7 protein-coding genes are annotated in these 20,749 nt (G+C 56.5%); 6 read left to right on the top strand and 1 reads right to left on the bottom strand.

The window, feature by feature from the left end:
* Nucleotides 1-127 precede the first annotated feature (127 nt).
* A complete protein-coding gene (locus tag XYCOK13_RS11235) occupies nt 128-2,947 on the top strand; it encodes a PKD domain-containing protein (protein ID WP_213412250.1) in 2,820 nt (939 codons plus the stop codon).
* Between the two features lie 356 nt (nt 2,948-3,303).
* Here XYCOK13_RS11235 and XYCOK13_RS11230 read toward each other — a convergent pair whose 3' ends face one another.
* The gene (locus XYCOK13_RS11230) at nt 3,304-3,930 is read right to left on the bottom strand and encodes a TetR/AcrR family transcriptional regulator (RefSeq protein ID WP_213412249.1); all 627 of its coding nucleotides are present in this window, start codon (nt 3,928-3,930) and stop codon (nt 3,304-3,306) included.
* 280 nt (nt 3,931-4,210) lie between these two features.
* Between XYCOK13_RS11230 and XYCOK13_RS11225 the strand changes: the two genes are divergently transcribed.
* The 5 genes from XYCOK13_RS11225 to XYCOK13_RS11205 all read left to right on the top strand — a co-directional run bounded on the left by XYCOK13_RS11225 (nt 4,211) and on the right by XYCOK13_RS11205 (nt 20,731).
* Nucleotides 4,211-4,939: a hypothetical protein gene (locus XYCOK13_RS11225; RefSeq protein WP_213412248.1), complete on the top strand. Its 729-nt coding sequence runs from the start codon at nt 4,211-4,213 to the stop codon at nt 4,937-4,939.
* A 77-nt stretch (nt 4,940-5,016) separates the two neighbouring features.
* Complete coding sequence (locus XYCOK13_RS11220; protein ID WP_213412247.1) at nt 5,017-6,228, top strand: YycP family beta-propeller protein; 1,212 nt, start codon at nt 5,017-5,019, stop codon at nt 6,226-6,228.
* A 299-nt stretch (nt 6,229-6,527) separates the two neighbouring features.
* Nucleotides 6,528-6,878 (top strand): hypothetical protein, encoded by a 351-nt coding sequence (locus XYCOK13_RS11215; RefSeq protein WP_213412246.1) that lies wholly within the window; start codon nt 6,528-6,530, stop codon nt 6,876-6,878.
* Between the two features lie 222 nt (nt 6,879-7,100).
* Nucleotides 7,101-7,898, top strand: a complete 798-nt coding sequence (locus XYCOK13_RS11210; RefSeq protein ID WP_213412245.1) for a HalD/BesD family halogenase — start codon at nt 7,101-7,103, stop codon at nt 7,896-7,898.
* 29 nt (nt 7,899-7,927) lie between these two features.
* Nucleotides 7,928-20,731, top strand: a complete 12,804-nt coding sequence (locus tag XYCOK13_RS11205) for a non-ribosomal peptide synthetase (protein WP_213412244.1) — start codon at nt 7,928-7,930, stop codon at nt 20,729-20,731.
* Nucleotides 20,732-20,749 lie beyond the last annotated feature (18 nt).

Here is a 20,749-nt window from a genome sequence, read left to right as displayed (position 1 = left end):
ATCGCGTAAAAGTCGGCTGCATTATTTGGGTGTATATGAGGATGTGATCGCATATATCGATCAGAGTGTTGTATTAAGAAATGCCAATGGAAATTCCGCAACTACCAACCATGAAGGAACATGGCGTTTGAAATTCCGTAACCTCAAGACAAATACGACCCGTGACGTTGGTGTCATTCGCACGTATACCGGCTCAGTAGTGGATTCTTGTTGTGAACATATTTACAGTATGGTGACACCTGTTCCTCACGCTGTCATTTCCGGTGACGGGAAACTCATATTGGCCAATTATTATTCTAACGTGCTCATCTATGACATGCAGACGTATGCGTTGGAAGGAGATATCCCTACGGGTATGGAAGATCCTCTCTCATATAGAGAGTATAGGCGTGGTGGAGAAGATAGAGACAGACATTACTTTATTAAGCAAATGCATTTAACCGAGGATGGCCGACTGAAAATTGTCTATCGGACGCAATATGACAATGATGGTGGATCGTCTGATAGCGAAGAGGTGACGGAAACACTCTATACGATTCAAACCACACCGGGTGCGGGCCCGACATACAGCTACGGCTACTTGCCTGTCAACAACCAAGAATTCCAAAACGGAGACGTATCGCTTAAAGTCACCTTCAATCGAGACACGTTCAGCGATTCCGCATCAGCTGGAATCGGCTTCCGTTCGCAGAATCACCGGAACATGTACCGGGCGGAGCTCTCGACAGACCGAGTCAGTCTGGTCAAATATGTAAATGGCGTACCAACCGTGCTAGGCAGCTATGACTATCCAATCCGAGAAGGGCAGACGTATACGCTGCGTGTCAGAGCAAGAGGCGCGCACATGACGGTTTATGTGAACGGTGTGCCTGTCATCGAGAAATCCGATAGCACGTATGCTGCAGGGCGATTTGGCTTGTATGCGGAAGTGCCGCATGTCGTGCTGAAGGATCTGCAGGCAGAATTGTTCGAAGGAAGCGGTTCGAATGTTGAAAACCAAGCTATCGTGAACATGCCGATCACGTACACGAAATCGTACAATGATCTCGAGAATGATCCGCTCATTTCCGACATGACAACTTGGACATTTACCAACACGCAGCCATACAAGTTTCTGAATGCCGGTGACGGCCATTCGGATCGTCCGGGCACGAACACGTACAACGGTGTCACCGTAAGAGAGCCAAGTCCGACACTGACTAAAGTCGGGGTATTCAAGGTGGATCTGAAAGAAACGGATGATCCGGCCCCGAGTGGCTTCAAGTATCCGAATAATCGGTACGCCGAGTACCGGAAAGAGTCCTACCCGGCTACCCGCTACATCGTCGTACATCGGCAGCCAATCGCACGATTTACGGTATCTGTATCTTCCACGGATCACACGGTCATCTGGAACGATACCAGCTATGATCCGGACCGCTGGCTGAGTGCAACCAATTACAGTACAGAGGCAACCGGGATTAATTATCGCACGACGAGAGGAATTTTGGAGAGAAAGTATTACTACAAGACACCTAGCGGGCAGATTGTGAATTCCAAGCTGGTAACTCCACGGGAAATCGGGGTGTATACCGTCGGTTTGGCCGTTAAGGATGAATACGGCGCATGGAGTGACTGGACAACACAGGACCTTGAGATCACTACACTTCCTGAGCCGGACGAACCGCCCAAAGCGGGCTTTACGGTCAGCACTACGAGCACTTATCGAGGCGTCAATGTGACGATCATATCAACTGCATCAGACAAGGAAGACGGTCCGGCTGCCAACCTGCCGCATGAATACTATATCCGCAATCTGGACAGCGGCGAAGCGGAAACCTTGCAGAGCACAAGCCGCGGCACGTGGACAAAAAGCTTCTCGTCGATTGGCCGCATGCAGATCCGGCAGGTGGTGACCGATTCGAAGGGACAGAGTGACCAGGCAATTCGCATAGTCACGGTCAACAACCGGCCGCCTACAGCCAACGTGACAACGCCCGCAAGCAGCAATACAGCGGCCCCAACCGAACTGGACGAGCTGCGTCCGACATTGCGCTTCACCTACAGCGATGCGGACGGAGATACCCAGGAGCGCTTCCAGCTGCGCATTAGTCGCTATGACGGGACGCTTGTAATGGATTCAGGCGAAATTCGTTCCGGCAGCAGACAGTGGGTGCCGACAGCCGATCTGCCGGAGGACGTGAACCTGCAGGTGCGTGTACGTGTGCATGATGGCATCGAATGGGGCAACTACAGTTCGCCTAAGTATATGGTCATTCATACGAATAAGCCGCCGACGGCCCAATTCGATTGGGTGCCTAAGCCAGTATGGGAAGGGGACACGGTCACGCTGCTCGATCAGTCCACAGATCCGGATAGCGACATCTTAATTCGCCAGTGGCAGATAACGACTCCAGATGGGAGCATTCTGAATTTCGGCGATGTGGGGATAGTTGTGCAGCGATTCGCGGAGCCCGGCCGTTACCGGGTGGCGCTGACGGTATCCGATGGCCGGGAGTCAGACCGGGTCGAGCATCTGATCGAGGCGCAGCCGCTGACGCTGGAAGCGCAGGTGAATCATACGCCGAATTGGCTGGAGGCGCATGAGCGGCTCGGGCATGAGACGGAAACGCCGCCCAAGGATTTTTATTCCGGCGAGAAATGGCTGCTGGCCGCGGCAAGCTCGCCTTATCCGGTAGAAGAGGTATGGGCGTCCTTCTCGGCGAAGGGCCGCGATGGCCGAATGATCTCCCTGGAGGTTCGATTGCAGGAGGACGGCGCACCGGATCGATTCGCTGGCGAGATGTACGATGAGCGGATGACTTCGGTGACGGAAGGCTTGGCGCCGGATTTGTACGAGGTGAACTTCCGCATCCGCTACGGCAACGGGGTAGAGAAGGAGGCGACGGTTCCGCTGCGCATCATCGGCAGCGTCTACGAACCGGGCGGGGTGTTCCGCAGAAGGTAATGCGTTCCTCCTGCTGCGTTCGGCGCATGACAACTCTCTGAACACCCGCCTCCGATTAAACGTTTGTCTGGCTCAATAGCGGGAAAAAATGGTCTTGATCGACGTGACTAGGAGGAAATGACCGAAATAACGGGCATAGTTGGCGCAATATGGGGGGGAGGCCTGGCCTTCAGCTGAAATTGCACGGAATAAGACCGTTTCACTCTGCTATCCCCATAGCAGAAGGAACGCATTCGAAGATTAGACCTTTTTGTTCCGCAATGGTCGCCTCCACGCTTTCGGGTGCCGTGTCAACCGACCGGATGTTGTATTAGCCGAACAGCATGAATGAAAGAGGGCTGATCCCTTAATCGGGTTCAGCCCTCTTTGCTTGCTTCCGGAAGTACCCACGCACGCAGCAGACGGATGACGGCTTCCTCAATATGCTGCGCATCAACAGGAGCGGACAAAATATTTCTCTGCAAGTTGTAACCATCCAGCAGCGCCATGATCAGTGACGCGATTGTGTGGCTGTCTGTTTGCCAGCGAAGTCCGTTGCGCGATGAGATTTTGTCCAGCAGCTCCGCAAGGAAGCGGGCCCAGTTGGCATAATGGAGCTGCAGCTTGCTTCTGACCTCCTCATCCCGGAGAGCGATCTGATAAAACTCGAAGAAGATGAGGCACCATTGATCGCGCTCGGCAAGCTCGATGAACAGTCGGATGCCATGTCTGACACTGGCTGTCCAATCCTCCTGGAGGATGAAGGAAGAGAGGAAGCGGTCAATGAATTCCTGAATCAGATTCTGGGTGAACGCTGCAAGGAAATCGTCCTTGCTCTTGAAATGTACATAAAAGGCAGCCTTCGAATAGCCTGCTGTTGTTGCGATGTCCTCAATGCTCGTATGCATGTAGCCCTTCTCGGCGATTACCTGCAGCGCAGCTTGAATAAAAGCATCATACGATTGCATACGCTTCATTTGATGCTTGTTGACGGGTAACTCCATGCGCCAGCCTCCCTCTCCATGAATTTCTCATATTTACAACATTCTAATGAGTAACGACAAAATCAGACGTTGACTGGCTGGAAGCAGCGGCCTTATAATCAGTGTGAGAAATGGTAACCAGTCGTTCAGTATTTGCTAACCAAGCAGACAGTCTTTTATTCTATCATCTTACCAAATGCCTGGAGGAGGTTCAACGTACTCGCAAAAGATGCAATCCGCAGAAATTTTTCTGGCCAGAAAATTTCTAAATAAAAAAAAGCAATAGGAAAGGAAGTTCCTAATGAGAAAACTGTTGTTCTTGAGTCTCTGCTTGATGCTGATGCTCTCCGTTCCGGCTTACGCCAGCAGCAAGGATATGCTGGATACAGTCGTTTCGCTCCATGGCAACGGCTTGACGAAGGAGGAGTTGGCGAAGCAGGTCGCCGCGTTGTCCCAGGAAACAGGCATGACTGAGGATGAAATCCTCAATCAAATTCACAGTGAGTTGCTGGTTGCTGTTCAATCCGCAACTCCGGAACGTCCTGCGATGACGCTGAAATCTTCATCCTCCGGCGGCGGCAGCGGCGGTACTTACCAGCTTCATTCCAGCCGCAAAGGCACATTCTTCTATCAGCCGGCCTCGACGTTGTTCGTAAATCATGGACATATTGGCATTTACTATACGACCACGACGATCGTTGAAGCAGCGAATCCTAGTTCAGGCGTAAGAAGAGTATCGATCAACGGCAGAATGGTAGAAAGCGGCTCCCGCATTATGACAGCCAGAACCACGACGACCACGCAAGACTCGCAAGCAGCAGACTGGGCAAACGGCAAGGTTGGCAACTCCTATAATAACAACTTTGCCATCAACCGCTCTTGCGGGGGCAGCTCCTTCAATTGCTCCCAGCTCGTATGGTGTGCCTTCATGCAAGTGGCCAACGTTGATCTGGATGGCAATGGCGGCTTGGGCGTATATCCGAATGATATTCGCGATTCCAGCAGAGTCTCGACCCTTCGTACTTATTAATTCATAAACAGTCATCCGAGAGGTTCAGGTCATGTCATCTGGACCTCTCCTATATTTTATGACAGAGGGGCGTTCGTATGGGGATGAACAGGCAGCAAGGTCCATATTTCATAGAAATGAGCATCCGGGCGGCAGTTGTTCTGCTGCTTATAATTATGCTAGCAGGCTGCATTGAAAAAAACGACAACGCTGAACCTTCCTTTGCCGGAGAGTCGGTCGCTTGGGAGGAGGCGACGGCAGCGCTCTATTTTTCTACAGATTTGGTACATGAAAAAGTGGATGACGGCACAGGGTATTTGGTGCTGGTCGATGAGTCGGGCGAGTTCGCCTCCTTGCGGAGCGAAGGGCTGGAGTGGAATGCCCTCATTCCGCTGGAAGGACAGCTTGTGCTGAACCAGAAGGAACAGCTGCTGCTCATAGATGAACAAAGCCAAGTGGAACGCATCGCCTATGAGGACTGCCGGGTGCCGGCAGGGTACGGACAGTCTTCCGGCACGCTGGACGCAACCGGCCAGTACTATGCGTTGTTCAACGACCGATTTACCGAGGATTACTCCGGCTACATTTCCAAGGTTCGCTGGGGGGGAGCCGACAGTCATCACTGCGGCATCATTGAGGAGTATTTGGAAGCCTGGGGCGACGATGAGGAGCAGCTCTATCTCATCTCTTCCGGGTTGGACGATCCGAAGGAACTATACTTCCATACGGTAGCCTTTCAAGGCGAGGAGCTAGTCAACCAACGGACGTTCCTGAAGGAAATGGAGACAGACGCCCGATTTATGTTTACCAATCTGGTCCCGCATGACCATTACATGTACGGCATCTTTGCCGAGCTTCACGGCAGCACTGTGGAACTCCAGCTGATGGAGATAGACATCGCGTCCAAGCCGGCGTCCATGCAAGTGTATCCGTTGCTGCAGTATCCGGACGATACCACTCAATACTACTTCTTTAACCGAAGCACCCTGACGGTCGCGGACGGCTCCCTCTATTTCGTAGACGGATTTGGAGATGTGTACGCGACTGATCTGGAGCATAAGCAAACAGAGCTGCAATTCCATTTGCAAGGTTATGAAAGACAGGAGTATAAGCAGAGCGAGTATGCGCGTTTCCAGGAGGAACGCCTGCACTTTTTCCGATTCCATGAAACAACCGGCATGTATCAGCTGCAAACTTTTGATTTGTCCGGGAAGCTGGAACGCACCGTCGTGATCCCTGAATTGCAGGAGCAAATCGGGAGAAGCGGCGTGTTCTTATATGATTTTTACGTGTTTGAAGACCGGCAATGAGGCCGGCTGCTTCAGCAGCGCTGGCAGGAGGGACATGAAAACATTTTACATTTTTCGACAAATATCTCTGTTGTTGCACCTCACAATATTCCTATATAATCACTTTAGAGTGATTATGCCAATTGATGTATAGACATTATACATATATACATTAATTAAATGTAAAATAATCTAAATTATAGAAGGAGGTTCAACCAGCCACTCACTTATGTTGTGGAGATTTTTCTGACCAGAAAATTTCTAATAAATTCGAATGGGAATGAGAAAACTGTTGTTCCTGAGTCTCAGCTTGTTGGCTGTTGTCTGTTCCTGCGTACGCCAGCGGCAAGGATTTGCTGGACACAGTTGTGGCGCTTCACGGCGGCGGCTTGACGGTAGAAAGCGATTCCCGGCTCATGAAGGTCAAAAAGACTTCCTTATCGCAAGACCAACAAGCAGCTTTATGGGCGGAATCCAAGATTGGTTCCTCATACAACAACAATTTTGCCATCAACCGTTCTTGCGGAGGCAGTTCCTTTAATTGCTCTCAGCTCGTATGGTGCGCCTTCATGGATACAATAGGCCTTGATTTGGATGGCAATGGGGGCTTGGGCGTATATCCAAAGGATATTCGAGATTCCAGAGAAGTGCTCACTTTGAAAACATATTAATATCTGTATGTACATCCGAGAGGTTCAGATGATCTTAATCTGAACCTCTATTATTTTCGAACAGAGTTATAAGGATTGCAGAGTTCCGGCCGGTTACGGGCAGTCTTCCGGCCTGCTGGAGGCCTCCTAGTCGGTTGGACAGGGAGGCAACTATCTGTATGATTTTCTAGTTTTTTAGGCGGGACGGCTGTTGCAAAGAAAAGAAGAGGAGAGAGCGAACCTATGCATATACAAGATCAATTTGATCAAAGCGTGCGTGAACACCTGCAATCGATCCCAACGGGTGTGGCCGAAGCATTGGCACAAACATTTCGCGATCAAGATGTTGTTGTTCTGGAGCAGCTGCTGCCTGAAGACCTGCGCCGCAGAATGGAAGACGAGGCGTTGACGATCCTGGAACGGTGGGGCAGGCGCAGGGAGACCGTCATACCACAGACAGGCAATACGCCGCGATGCTTCAGCAGTGCAGGCAGAATGGTAATTAAGGAGAATGGCGTGTATATCCCGGCTTTTTTCTCGTCCGCGCCCATCCGGGATTTTCTAAAGAAGGTCAACGGGCATCAAGATGTGCTTCCGGTGCCTTACGAACCGGAGGAATACCTGATCAACAGACAAGAGGCATCCGGGGATACGCATGGCTGGCATTGGGACGATTATGCATTCGCCTTGATTTGGATGGTAGAATCGCCGTCGCCGGATGACGGTGCATGGATCGAGTACGTGCCGCACACAGAATGGAATCGCGAAGATAAGGAGCACTGTGTGCAGCGGGTGCTGGATGCCCATCCCGTAAGAAGGCTGCATGTTCCCCAGGGTCAGTGCTATTTCATGAAAGCGAATACGACGATGCACCGGGTCAGCCCGTTGTTCGGTTCATCGCGGCGCACGGTCATTGTGTTTACGTATGCCTCGAAGGAGGACATGCACAAAGACATTTCGCACGAGACGATGGAGCAAATTTGGGCAGACGACATTCAGGGCAGCGGCCAGACGGCATCGAAACAAAAGGTATTTATCTAATCACGGAAACATGCAATGGAGGGTGACACGTGAAGACACTGCAGGATATCATCAGTCAGGCCGCAAAGGGCGGCAAGGGCATCTTCGCCATTTCGGGACAAGCGGACACCTATCTTGCTTATGCGGACTTGTATCGGCAATCTCTAGTCATGCTCAAGCGGATGCAGGACCAAGGGATGAAACCCCGCCAGGAAGTCGTGCTGTATGTGGAGCAGCCGATCGATTTCCTGGTGTCGTTCTGGGCATGCATATTGGGCGGATTTATCCCGGTTCCCATTACCGCTTCCCTGCAGCCTGAGCATTTGCGGAAGCTGGAGAACATCTGGCGCTTGTTGGAGCACCCTTGGCTTATTACAGATTTTGATTTGCAGAAGGCGGAACTTTCGCTTTCTGTACAGCGTGACGGGAACTTTATTCTGCGTCCGGAAAAAGGGGAAATCGGGCAGGGAGCAGGCAGTGTTCGGCAGTGCGAGGAAGAGGAAGTGGCATTTATCCAGTTTTCCTCCGGTTCCACGGGCGAGCCCAAGGGGGTGATGCTGACCCACCGCAATTTGCTGGCCAATATTCGGGCGATTCAGAAAGGGATGGAGTTTGAGCCGGACGGTCGCTGTCTGAACTGGATGCCGTTCACCCATGACATGGGACTGATCGGCGGCCACCTGGTGCCGCTGGCTGCGGGCGCCCATCAATACCAGATGCCGACAGCTCTATTCATTCGCCGGCCCTCTCTCTGGCTGAAGAAAGTGAGCGAGCACCGGATTCACTATTTGTCCTCTCCTAACTTTGGCTATAAATTCGTGTTGGACTACTGTCGGGACAAGGATCTGGAAGGGCTGGACTTGTCCGGCGTGCGGCTTATTTTCAATGGAGCGGAACCGATCTCGCCCACGCTGTGCGCGCAGTTCATGGAACGCCTGCAGCCTTGCGGACTCCAGCCCAATACGATGTTCCCGGTTTACGGCATGGCGGAAGCGAGCCTGGCCGTAGCTTTTCCTCCTATAGGAGAAGCGGTGCGCATTGTGAAGGCAGAACGCCGCAGTCTGGCCAAGGGAGAGCGTGTCCGGGTGGCTGGAGATGCCGACGCGGGGGCGCTCTTCGTGGATGAGGGGTACCCGGTTCAGGATTGCGCCGTGCGTATTTGCGGCGAGCAGGATGAAGTACTGCCGGACTGGACCATCGGACATATTCAGATACAGGGAGACAATGTGACGCAGGGCTACTATCGAAACCCGGAGGCTACACGCCGGGCGTTCACAGCGGATGGCTGGCTGCGAACCGGGGATCTTGGCTTTATGCGCGATGGCCGGCTGGTCGTTACCGGACGGGAGAAGGATATCCTGTTCGTCAACGGGCAAAACGTATATCCCCATGACCTGGAAGCAATCGCGATACAAGTGGAAGGCGTGGAGCGCGGACGCATCGCTGCTTGCGGCGTACGCCCTAACGAGGGCTGTGAGGACGAGCTGTTGTTCTTCCTGGCTGCGGCGAGGACGAATTGGGACGTGATCCTGCCTCTGGCCGACAGCGTGCGCCAGGCTGTAAAGGCGGAGACAGGGCTGAACGTAAACGCGGTCATCCCGGTTCGTCATCTGCCGAAGACGACGAGCGGCAAGCTGCAACGATACAAGCTGGCCGAGCAATATATGCGGGGGGACTATGAGGAGCTGCTTCGGGAAATGCGCGAGCAGGGGTCGCTCCGTCAACAGGCTTCTGTGCCGCTGTCCGAGACAAATGCGGGCGCGCAGCTGCTGGCGTTGGTGCAGAGAGCTGCCCGCCGCGATCAAGCGGCAGGCGACAGCTTCTACGAATGGGGGATCGATTCACTCAAGCTCGCCTACTTAAGCGAACTGCTCGCGGAGACGTACGGCGTAGAGATTTCCGTTCCTCAGCTTCTGGAGCTGGGCAGCTTGACCCGACTGTCCGCTTATTTGGAAGAAGCCCGGCTGGTGCAAGAGAACGTGCGGGAAGTGATTCCTATACATGGGGCCGGCCGGACTGCGGCAATTCCCGCGCTGCCTAACCAGCGAAGGCTGTATGTGCTCGAGCAGCTGGGACAAGCCGGGACTGCCAATCATATCACGATTGCCTTGCAGATGCCGGCAAGGATCGACATCGAACGCTTGCAAGCGGCACTGCTGCAGCTGGCGGACGCTCATGCTTCGCTGCGAATGGCCTTTGCCGACGATGGCCGCGACCTGTATTGGCGCGTATATGCGTCTGTACCTGTGCAAGTGGAAAGGATAGAGGGACAGGGGGGATATCGGGAACGCATTGCCGCTTGGCAGAAGCCGTACACGCTGAATCGTCCGCCGCTGTGGCGGGTTGGCCTGTTGCATGACAAGGAGACAGACAAGGATATACTGGTACTCGACTTTCACCACACGATAACGGACGGCAGCTCGGTACTGGCGATGCTGGAAAATTTGTTCCGCTGCATGTCCGGCGAAGCCATTCAGGGTGAGAAGGCGACTTTGGCGGATTTTTGCGTTTGGCGGCTGCAGCGGGAGGGAGCAGGCGATTTCGAAGCGCCGCGGGCTTATTGGCTTGGCCAATTCTCGGAGCCGCCGCAGGCGCTGGAGCTGCCGACGGACAGGAAGCGGCCTCCGGCATGGACATTCAAGGGTGACAGCTTATCCTTTGAAGCCGGCGCTGACTTGACCGCGAAGCTGAGACAGCTGGCACAGGCAACCGGTGTGACGCCTTATATGGTGCTGCTCGCAGCGTACTATGTATGGCTTTCGAAGGTGACGGGCGAGCAGGATATTGTGATCGGCTCGCCGCTTGCCAATCGGGAACACGCCGAGCTGCGGCGTACAGGCGGCATGCTGATCAATACGCTGCCTTTGCGGCTGCAAGGACAAGCGGAGGAATCCTTTGCCCGGCTGCTGCAGCATGTGAAGCAGAAGGTTAGGGAGGCACTGGCAAATCAGGCCTATTATACGGAAGAGCTTGTGGAGCAGCTCCAGCTTCGGCCGACATGGGATCGCAATGCGCTGTACGACGTCGTGTTCGTCATGCAGCAGACGGATCTTGCCCTGCCGGAGGAGTTCCAGACAGTCGAGTGGCTGGAAACGGCACGCCATACAGCCAAGGTCGACCTAAGCCTGGAGGCGGCGGAGAGGGCGGGCAAGCTCGGCTTTGTGCTGGAGTATAGTTCAGATTTGTTCGAGCGCGACACGATACGCCGACTGGCCGACTACTACATCCGCATTCTGGAGGCTGTCGCGCTGAATCCAGACACTTTACTTGCGCAGATATCGCTGGTCGGGCCGGAAGAACGCCGCCTCCTTGACCGTTTCCAGCACGGACAAGACATGCCCGGCGAGTGCCTGCCGTTCCCGGTGCGGTTTGCGAAGCAGGCGCTCCGAGAGCCGGGCAGGCTGGCATTGCATGGGGATAAAGGCGGTTTGTCCTATGGCGAGCTGTATGCCGAGGCGGATCGGTTGACCTGTGCGCTGCAGCAGCGCGGAGTTGGGCGAGAAGCGGTTGTCGGCATTCTGATGGAGAGCGGTCCCAAGCAGCTTGCCGCATGCTTGGCGGTTTGGCAGGCGGGCGGGGCATGTCTGCCGATAGACCTGGGTTATCCGGATGCGCGCATTCGCTACATGGTACAGGATACCGAGCCAGTCATCCTCATCGTCGATGCAGCGGGAAGGGAACGGCTCGCAGGCTATACCTCGCTGGTTCCGTATGATCTCCTGTGGCAGGAAGGCGGGGAGGGAGGAGCCGGAGCGGTGCAGCTGAAGCAAGGGGACTTGGCCCTGCTGCTCTACACTTCGGGCACGACGGGAGAGCCAAAAGGGGTAATGCTTGAGCATGGCAGCCTGTCCGCTTATATCGATGCTTTTCAGCGGGAATTCAAACTCTCGCCAGAGGATGTGGTGCTGCAGCAGGCGTCCTTCGCCTTCGACAACTATATAGAGGAAGTGCTGCCGGCTTTGACGGTTGGCGCCTCCTTGGTCATGATGCAGAAGGTGGATGTGCTGGACATGCCTACGCTGGCGGAACGGTTGGAGGAGGAACAGGTTACGGTCATCAGCTGCAGCTCGCAGCTGGTGCACGAAATCAATCAGCTGCCGCTGCCTTCATCCCTGCGCCTTGTGATTAGCGGCGGTGATACGCTGAAGCCGGAGTCCGTCTCGAATCTGATGCAGCATTGTGCAGTTTACAATACATACGGTCCTACGGAGGCAACCGTGTGCGCTGCCTACTACTGCTGCAATCCCGAGGACGAACGCTTCCCGATCGGCAAGCCGATTTCCGGGTATCAAATCTATCTCGCGGATGGTCAGGGGAATCCGGTTCCGGTCGGCGTACCCGGCGAAATCTGCGTGGCTGGACCTGGCGTGGCCAGAGGCTACTGGGGAAAGCCCGAGCTGACAGCAGAGCGATTTGGCCATGCACCGTTCGCCGGCAATGAGCGGATATACCGAACCGGCGATCAGGCGCGTTGGCTCCCGGACGGCAACTTGATCTTTCTTGGCCGTGCAGACCAGCAGATCAAAATCCGCGGTTACCGGGTAGAGCTGAGCGAGGTGGAGAAGGCGATTGAGCAATGCTCGGGCGTTGCGGAAGCGCGGGTAGTTCCGCTGCGCGAGGGCGAGCATTACACGGCGCTGTGCGCCTATTTTGTCGGGAGAAAGGAATGGTCGGCGGCCGAGTTGAGACGACAGCTGTCCGAGCACCTGCCGGATTACATGCTTCCGGCCTATTATGTTGCTGTCGACCGCATTCCGCTTACCGTACATGGCAAGCTTGACCGCAGCCGCCTGCCTGATCCGGCATTGGCTGCGGCACAGAGCAGGAACGCTGAAGCGCCCAGGGACGAGCTTGAGCGGGGGCTGGCCTGCATGTGGAGCGAGCTGCTCCGCTTACCGGATATCGGGATCGACGACTCCTTTTTCGAACTGGGCGGACACTCCCTGCAGGCGACCTTGTTGGCGACACGCATACAGAAGACATTCGGCGTGCGGGTGACTGTCAGGGAAATCTTCCTGCAGCCGACGGTTCGCGAGCTGGCCGCGCGCATTCGCGAAGCACGCTCGGATGCGCTGCCGCCAATCGCGAGAGTGGAGCGGACGACAGCGGAATTTCCGGCATCCGCAGCACAGGCGCGTATGTATATCCTGCAGATGATGAATCCGGCTTCGACGGCCTATAACATCAGCAAAGCCCTGCGCATCGAAGGCAAGCTGGAGGCTTCGCGCCTGGAAGCGGCGCTGCAACAGCTCGCTGCACGCCACGAGCCACTGCGCACCTCGCTTCATTACAGGGACGGCAAGGTATGGCAAAGGCTCCATGAGCCGGCAAACTTTGCGTTGGCGATCGCAGAAGTGTCTGAGCGGCACATTCATGCGGCCCTCCAACAGCACATTCGTCCGTTTGATCTGGCCAAGCCGTCCTTGTTCCGCGCTGTCTTGTTTCGAATGGCGCCCAATCTGCACATGCTGTTTCTTGACTTGCACCACAGCATTGCCGACGCTACTTCGCTTGGCGTATTGCTGGACGAGCTCCAGCGCTTGTATGCCGGAGAGAGGCTGCCTGAAGCCGAGCTTCACTACATAGATTACAGCATGTGGGAGCAGGAAGGGGCGGCATCCAATTACAGAAAGCGCCAAGAGCAGTATTGGCTGAAGCAGTTCGCAGCCCTCCCGCCTGTATTGCAGCTGCCGACAGACAAGCCCCGGTCGGACGTACAGAACGACAACGGCCGCACCCTGCGCGTTGCGCTGCAGCGGGAGCAGGCAGATGTCCTGAAGCAGATGGCTTTGTCGAGCGGTACGACCTTGTTCGCTGTTTTGCTGTCCGCTTATGCGGTGCTTCTCTGGAAATATAGCGGGGAGGATGATCTTGTAATCGGCATACCGGTATCGGGCCGCACGCACGGGGATGTGGAGCGGATGGTTGGCATGTTCGTCAATACGCTGCCGATTCGCTGCTTTCCGAGATCGGAGCTATCCGTGCAGCAATGGTTGGAGCAGGTCGGGGATACCGTCTTGGCGGCTATGGATGCCCAGGATTATCCGTTCGACGAGCTGGTTGAACAGCTGAAGCTGGAGCGCGGCGGCAAGCGCAATCCGCTTTTCGACACAATGTTCGTCATGCAGAACGCGCCGCTGCCGGACATGCGACTGGGAGAAGTGACGATGCAGCCGCAAGAGGTGGATCCGGTCAGCGCCATGTTCGATCTTGTTCTGGAGTGCATGGAGAACGAGGATGGCTTGCAGCTGAAGCTGGAATACAGGGCAGCTCTGTTTGCGCCTGACACGGTGGAACGGGTGGCGGGCCACTATATGCAGCTGCTGCGCGAAATGGCGCGCAAACCGCATGCCAGTCTGGACGAATTGAACTTGCTGTCAGACGAAGAGAGGCAGCTTGTCCTGCACAAATTCGCCGAATCGGCTCAAGCTGGGCCGTTGCCGGCGCGAATGGTCGTTGAACAATTCACGGAGCAGGCAAAGCGAACGCCGCATCAACCGGCCGTGCAGTTTGGCGAGCGTATGCTTACGTACCGCGAGCTGGATAGATTGAGCGAGGCTTGGGCGCATACGCTGCGGCAGTGCGGGGCGGAACGGGAGCAAATTGTCGGCGTAGCCGCGGAACGGGGGATTATCCAAATTGCCGCGCTGCTTGCTGTATGGAAGGCCGGCGCGGCTTATCTGCCCATAGATCCCGAATATCCGGAGGAACGGGTTGCCTTCATGATAGCAGACAGCGGCCTGAAGCTGCTGCTGACAGACGGCAAGCTCATCGCAGCCATTCCGCAGGAGGTTCGGCAGCTGCGCTTGACCGATGACGGGGCCGGCGGTCTGGCGGAAGTTGCCGCTGGCGGAGAGCAGGCAGCGGCAGCCGGCGGAAACCAAGCAGATGCCGTAGGAACAGGCCAGCGGAACGATGGCCGGCACATTGGCAATTCAGCCTCGCATGACTTGGCAGATGCACGATGCGAAATGCCGGAGCAAGGCGCGAACCGGCTGCCGGTGAACCGTCCGGGAGATTTGGCTTATGTGCTCTATACCTCGGGGACGACAGGCAGGCCGAAGGGAGTCATGGTCGAGCACCGGAATGTCGCGGCGTACGTATCTGCCTTCCGGCAGCAATTCCGGTTGACGACTGCGGATGTGGTTCTTCAACAGGCAGCCTTCACCTTTGATGTCTTCGTGGAGGAAGTATTTCCGGCCCTCGCCGCGGGCGCGACCATTGCGGCAGTATCCAAAGAGGAGCTGAGGCAAATTCCCCTGCTGGCTGAGAGGCTTGCGAAATCCGGAGTTACCGTCATAAGCTGTTCGCCGCTGCTGCTGAACGAGCTGAACCGTCATCCGATTCCGGACAGCCTCCGGCTGGTGATCAGCGGAGGCGATGTGCTCAAGCGAAGCCATGTCGCGCGATTTCTAGAAAGGTGCGAAGTGTACAACACATACGGGCCGACGGAGACGACAGTGTGTGCCAGCTATGGACGCGTGGAGCCCGATCAGGAGCGGATCAGCATCGGCAGGCCGATTGCGCATTACAAGGTGTATATCCTGGACGACCGCAATCTACCTGTCCCTGTGGGAATGCCAGGGCAGCTCTGCATCGCGGGGGCCGGAGTAAGTCGGGGTTATCTGGGTCGCCCCGAAGGGATGGAAGAGGCGTTCATACCGAGCCCGTTCTGTGAGGGGGACACGCTCTATCGGACTGGCGACCGGGCCAAATGGACAGCGGACGGAGCCTTGATCTATCTGGGACGCGTTGACCAGCAGGTCAGCATTCGCGGGTACCGGGTGGAGCCTGGGGAAATTGAACGGGTGCTGCAGCGCCATGAAGCGGTCAGAGAGGCAGCGGTTGCGTGCCGAACAGATGGCAGCGGCGATTCGTATTTGTGCGCCTACATCTTGGCGAACCGCGATTGGAGCCGGAAGGAGCTGCGGAGCTTCATGGCCCGCTATTTGCCGGATTATATGCTTCCGTCCTTCGTTGTAGAGCTGGATGCGCTGCCGATGACCGTTAACGGGAAGCTGGACATGCGGGCGCTGCCGGATCCGCGAAGCGGACAGCGTGAACAGTCGCCGCAAGCAGCGCCTCGGAACGAAATGGACTTGCGGCTGATCGAGATATGGAAGGCTGTACTGGATGTGGAGGACGTCGGCTTGACGGACGACTTCTTCGAGCTGGGCGGCCATTCGCTGAAGGCGCTCGCCTTGGCGCATCGCATTGGCCAGGAATGGGGGCTGGATGTTCCTGTCACCCTGATCTTCGAAGCATCCCGGCTCGCTGACATGTCGGACGAACTGCAAGCGATGGAGGCTGTTGCAGCGGAGGAGGCGATTCCTGCACTGCCGCCGCAGCCGCATTACCCGCTGTCCTCTGCCCAGAAGCGGCTCTACTTCATCGAGCAGATGGAAGGCGCGTCAACGGCTTACAACATGCCAGCCGCATTTCGTATAGAGGGCGAGCTATATCCGGATCGCCTGGCCCGCGCCTGGCGCGAGCTGATTCGTCGGCATGAAGCGCTGCGAACGTCCTACGTGCTCGCGGACGGCGAGCCGCGAATGGTTGTGCATGCGGCAGAAGCGGTGGAGTCAGAAGTGAAGATTGCGCCCATGATGGACGAGCGTGCCGCCAGAGAAGAGATGCAACACTTCGTTCGTCCGTTTGATTTGTCCCGGGCGCCCCTATGCCGCATGCAAGTGCTGCCGCTTGCGCAGCAAAGCAGCCTTGTGCTGATAGATGTGCATCATCTCGCTGCGGATGCGGTGACCATCGAGCTGCTGTTCCGGGACTTTGAGGCCTTGTACCTGGGCAGGGAGCTGCCCCCGCTTTCGGTTCAATACAAGGAGTTTGCCGCATGGCAGCAGGCGCCTGACGGCAGAGCCTTGCGCCAGCGCGCCTATTGGCTAGACCGGCTGGCCGGCGATTGGCCGCTGATGCGCTTCCCGACCGATTATCCGAAGGGGGAACGCCGCGAGCTGGCCGGGGAAGGAAGGGTTTCCTTGCCGCTGGGGACGAGCTTGTCCAGACAAGTGGAAGCGCGGGCAGTCAAGCACAAAGCGACGCCGTATATGTACATGCTGGCGGCATATTTTGTCTTGTTGTCCAAGTACACCTCCCAGCATGACCTGATTGTCGGCATTCCGGTGGTTGGCCGCTCGCTGCCGGTATGGGAGCAGACCGCTGGCATGTTCGTCAACACGCTGGCTCTGCGTCAGCAGCCAGCCGGAGACAAGTCATTTGAGCAATTTTTGGCAGAGACCAAAGAGGCGCTTTCCGGCGCTTTCCGGCATCAGGATGCGCCGCTTGAGTCGGTCGTCGAGGAGCTGCAGGCCGCAGGCGGCCGCCAGGGAGTTGCCATGGCAGAGCTGCTGCCTACGCTTTTCTCATACCGGGAGGAGCGGGAGTCCTACCAGTTCGCCGGTCATTCGGCAAGCTGGGTACCGCTTCGCACAGGCAAGGCGAAATTCGATTTCGCCATTGAGGCAGTGCGGCAAGCAGACGGATACGAGATGGAGCTTGTCTACGCCTCCGATTTGTTCCGCATCGAGACGATGGAGGCCTTCCTGCGCCACTACATTCATATATTAGACGCAGTGCTGGAACAGGAGGAGCGCTCGATCTCCTCGATATCGCTGCTGTCGAGGGAAGCAGCCCTGCGCCAGCTGGAACGATACAATCCGCCCAAAAGGGAAATGGCTCATCTTCCGATTCACTACGCCATCGAGGCGCAGGCCGCGAGCATTCCGGACCGCATAGCTGCCGTGCATAACGAAAGCGCGCTTCGTTATTCCGAGTTGAACGGCAAAGCCAACGCGCTGGCTGTAAGACTTCGCGGACGAGGCATAGGCAAGGGCAGCTATGTGCCTGTGTGGATGGATAGAAGCTTCGAATTGGTCATCTCGCTGCTTGCCGTGATGAAGGCCGGCGCTGCTTTCGTTCCGATGGATGTGAATTGGCCGGACGAGCGGTCGAACGCGATCATCAGCGCTGCCGGGGCTAAGCTTGTGCTGTCGGCAGCAGAGCACGCAGTCAAGCTTCCCCGTGGAGTCGTCGATCAGGTGGAGGTAGTGGCCGTCAAGGCTGTGGAACTGCCGCTCATTCCGGATTTGGCAGTCCCGGTAGAGCCGGAGGATGCCATGTATGTCATCTACACGTCGGGATCGACGGGCACGCCGAAGGGCGTCGTCGTGCCGCACAAGGGAATTGCCAACCGCTTCTATTGGATGGATGCCTATTTCGGAGAAGAGGCTGTGCAATCAGTATTGCAGACAACCTCCCATGTGTTCGACAGCGCCGTATGGCAGCTGTATTGGCCGTTGACGCGCGGCGGCCGCACTGTGCTGCCCGATGGGGAGCGGCTGCTGCATGCGGACTATTTGACCGAGACAATCGAGCGCCATCAAGTGACGCTTGTGGATTTCGTCCCGTCCGTGTTCCAAGTGATTGTAGATCAGCTTGTGGGCGGGGCCGCTGATTGGACAGAGCGGCTGCGCCCGGTGACAAGCATAATTGTCGGCGGGGAGGAAGCAGCGGCTGGAGCGATCCAGGCTTTCCGGAGACTGCGGCCGGAGGTGCAGATCACGAATTTGTACGGGCCGACAGAGGCGAGCATTGGCTGTGTCAGCTACGAGATTCGGGGCGGCGAAGGGCGCCGCATTCCGATTGGCCGTCCGATTCCGAATGTGCAGATCATGCTGCTAGACCGCGACCTGCATGTTGTGCCGCCTGGCGTTGCCGGGGAGATTTATATTGCGGGCGATTGCCTGGCGCTGGGGTATTTGCATGATCCTGAGAGAACAGCAGACGCCTTTCTGCCGCATGCCTTTCCCGAGTCGGGCTGGACGCGCATGTACAAAACCGGGGACTTGGCCAGGTATTTGCCGGATGGCAATCTCGAATACCTCGGCCGCATCGATAATCAGGTGCAGATACGCGGGCTGCGCATTGAGCTGGGGGAGATCGAATTCCAGCTGCTGCAGACGGGCATGGTGAAGGAAGCCGTGGTGACCGTGGCAGAGCTGGAGGGGGAACCGCTGCTCTGCGCTTATATAACGGCAGAGGAAAAGCTGGACCTGGCTCGGCTGAAGCAGGAACTGTCCGCTGCGCTGCCTCGGTACATGGTGCCCGCGATCTACTGCCAGCTGGACGAAATGCCATTGTCCGCAAGCGGCAAGGTCAATCGCAGGGCGCTTCCGAAGCCTGAGGCGCAGGCTTCGCAAGAGCGGAGCAGACCTGCTGACGAATTGGAACAGCAGCTGCTGGAAATATGGCAAACTGTGCTGGGACGTTCGGACATCGGGACAGAGGATGATTTCTTCGCGACAGGCGGCCATTCGTTGAAGCTGTTCGCGCTGGCCGCGCGCATTCGCCAGCATTTTGGCATACAGGTTTCCTTGAAGGACTTGTACGAGGCGACGACGATACAGGGCCAGGCCCGCAAGCTCAGACAGCTGCAGCCGCAGCAGGACACCGACGCGGGCTGGTCTGGACTTGAATTTGCGGAAACGAAGGACGAAATCATCGCTCCGGCTTCCGCCGCGCAAAAAGCGCTGTACGTCATACACAATATGGAAGGTGTCGGAACAAGCTACAATATGCCGCAGCTGTTCGCGCTGGATGGTCAGGCAGATGTAGCGCGTCTCAAGCAGGCCGTTCGGCAGCTTGTTCAGCGTCACGAGGCGCTGCGGACCCGATTTGTTCTGGAGGGCGGCGAGCTTCGCCAGCATATTGGCAAGGAGTCCATCGTGTCCTGGTCGCGGCTAGAGGAAGAGGGGGACGGGCTGTCCGGCGCCATGGAGCGCTTCGTCCAGCCGTTTCGCCTGGATGAAGCGCCGCTGTACAGAATTGGCGAGCTGCAGCACGCCGGACACACGTACTTGTTCATGGATATGCATCATATCATTTCCGACGGCGTGTCGCTGGCTGTGCTCCTTGACGATTTGGCCGCTCTCTATGAGGGAGTGGAACTAAGTCCGCTGCCCTTGCAGTATCGCCACTTTGCCGCATGGCAGCAGCGGATGCTGGCAGAGGGGACATGGGCGGAGACGGAGCGCTTCTGGATGCGCAAGTTCACGCCGCTTCCGGCGCCGCTGGAGCTGCCGACGGATTTCCCCAGACCGGCTGTGCAGAGCTTCGCAGGAGGGACTGTGGAGATGCTGTTGGAAGAGTCGCTGACGAATAACATTCGCGAGTTGCAGCGAACAGCCGGTGTTACAACCTACATGCTCATGTTGGCCAGCTTCTCTGTGCTGCTGGCGAAGTATACCGGCAGCGAGGATGTGGCGGTCGGCACGCCGGTGTCCGGCCGGCTGCGGACAGAGCTGGAGCCAATCGTCGGGATGTTCGTCAATACGCTGCCAATGCGCACGTTCCCGCGGCCGGACATGCATTTTGCCGCGTATTTGCAGGAGGTGCGGAGCCAGGCGCTGCAAGCGATGGATCGCCAGGAGTATCCGCTGGAGGAGCTGGTCAGACAGCTGAATATTCCGAGGGACAGCAGCCGGACCCCCATCTTTACAACGCTGCTCGCTGTGGAACAGGGCGAATCGTCTAGTGGCAAGCCGGATAAGCAATGGCTTCGTCCGATTGAACTGGCAGGCTGGACAGATCGAACGGTGAAATTCGACTTGGTCATGACCGTGGACGAGACTGAAGGCATCGCCATCAGACTGGAATATGCGAGCGCGCTGTTTGCGGAATCTACGGCGCAGCTGATTCTGCAGCACTTCAAGCGGCTGCTCGAACAAGTGACCGCAGACCGCGACGTGCGAATTGCCGATATAGCTTTGCTGGAGAGAGCAGACCGGCCGCAAGCGGCGGCGCTGGCTGCGGCTTCGGCAGGAGCGGATTTCGATTTTTGATCGGGCGACCGGGTCAAA

It is taken from the genome of Xylanibacillus composti (genome assembly GCF_018403685.1).
GTDB lineage: Bacteria > Bacillota > Bacilli > Paenibacillales > K13 > Xylanibacillus > Xylanibacillus composti.
The sequence above is the reverse complement of the archived record's forward strand: the minus strand, read 5'-3'. Positions and strand labels throughout refer to the sequence as shown.

Bases quoted from the DNA above. Each gene is read 5' to 3' on its own strand.
- XYCOK13_RS11220 (WP_213412247.1), top strand. From the start codon at position 5,017: ATGGGGATGAACAGGCAGCAAGGTCCATATTTCATAGAAATGAGCATC.
- XYCOK13_RS11225 (WP_213412248.1), top strand. From the start codon at position 4,211: ATGAGAAAACTGTTGTTCTTGAGTCTCTGCTTGATGCTGATGCTCTCC.
- XYCOK13_RS11230 (WP_213412249.1), bottom strand. From the start codon at position 3,930: ATGGAGTTACCCGTCAACAAGCATCAAATGAAGCGTATGCAATCGTAT.
- XYCOK13_RS11210 (WP_213412245.1), top strand. From the start codon at position 7,101: ATGCATATACAAGATCAATTTGATCAAAGCGTGCGTGAACACCTGCAA.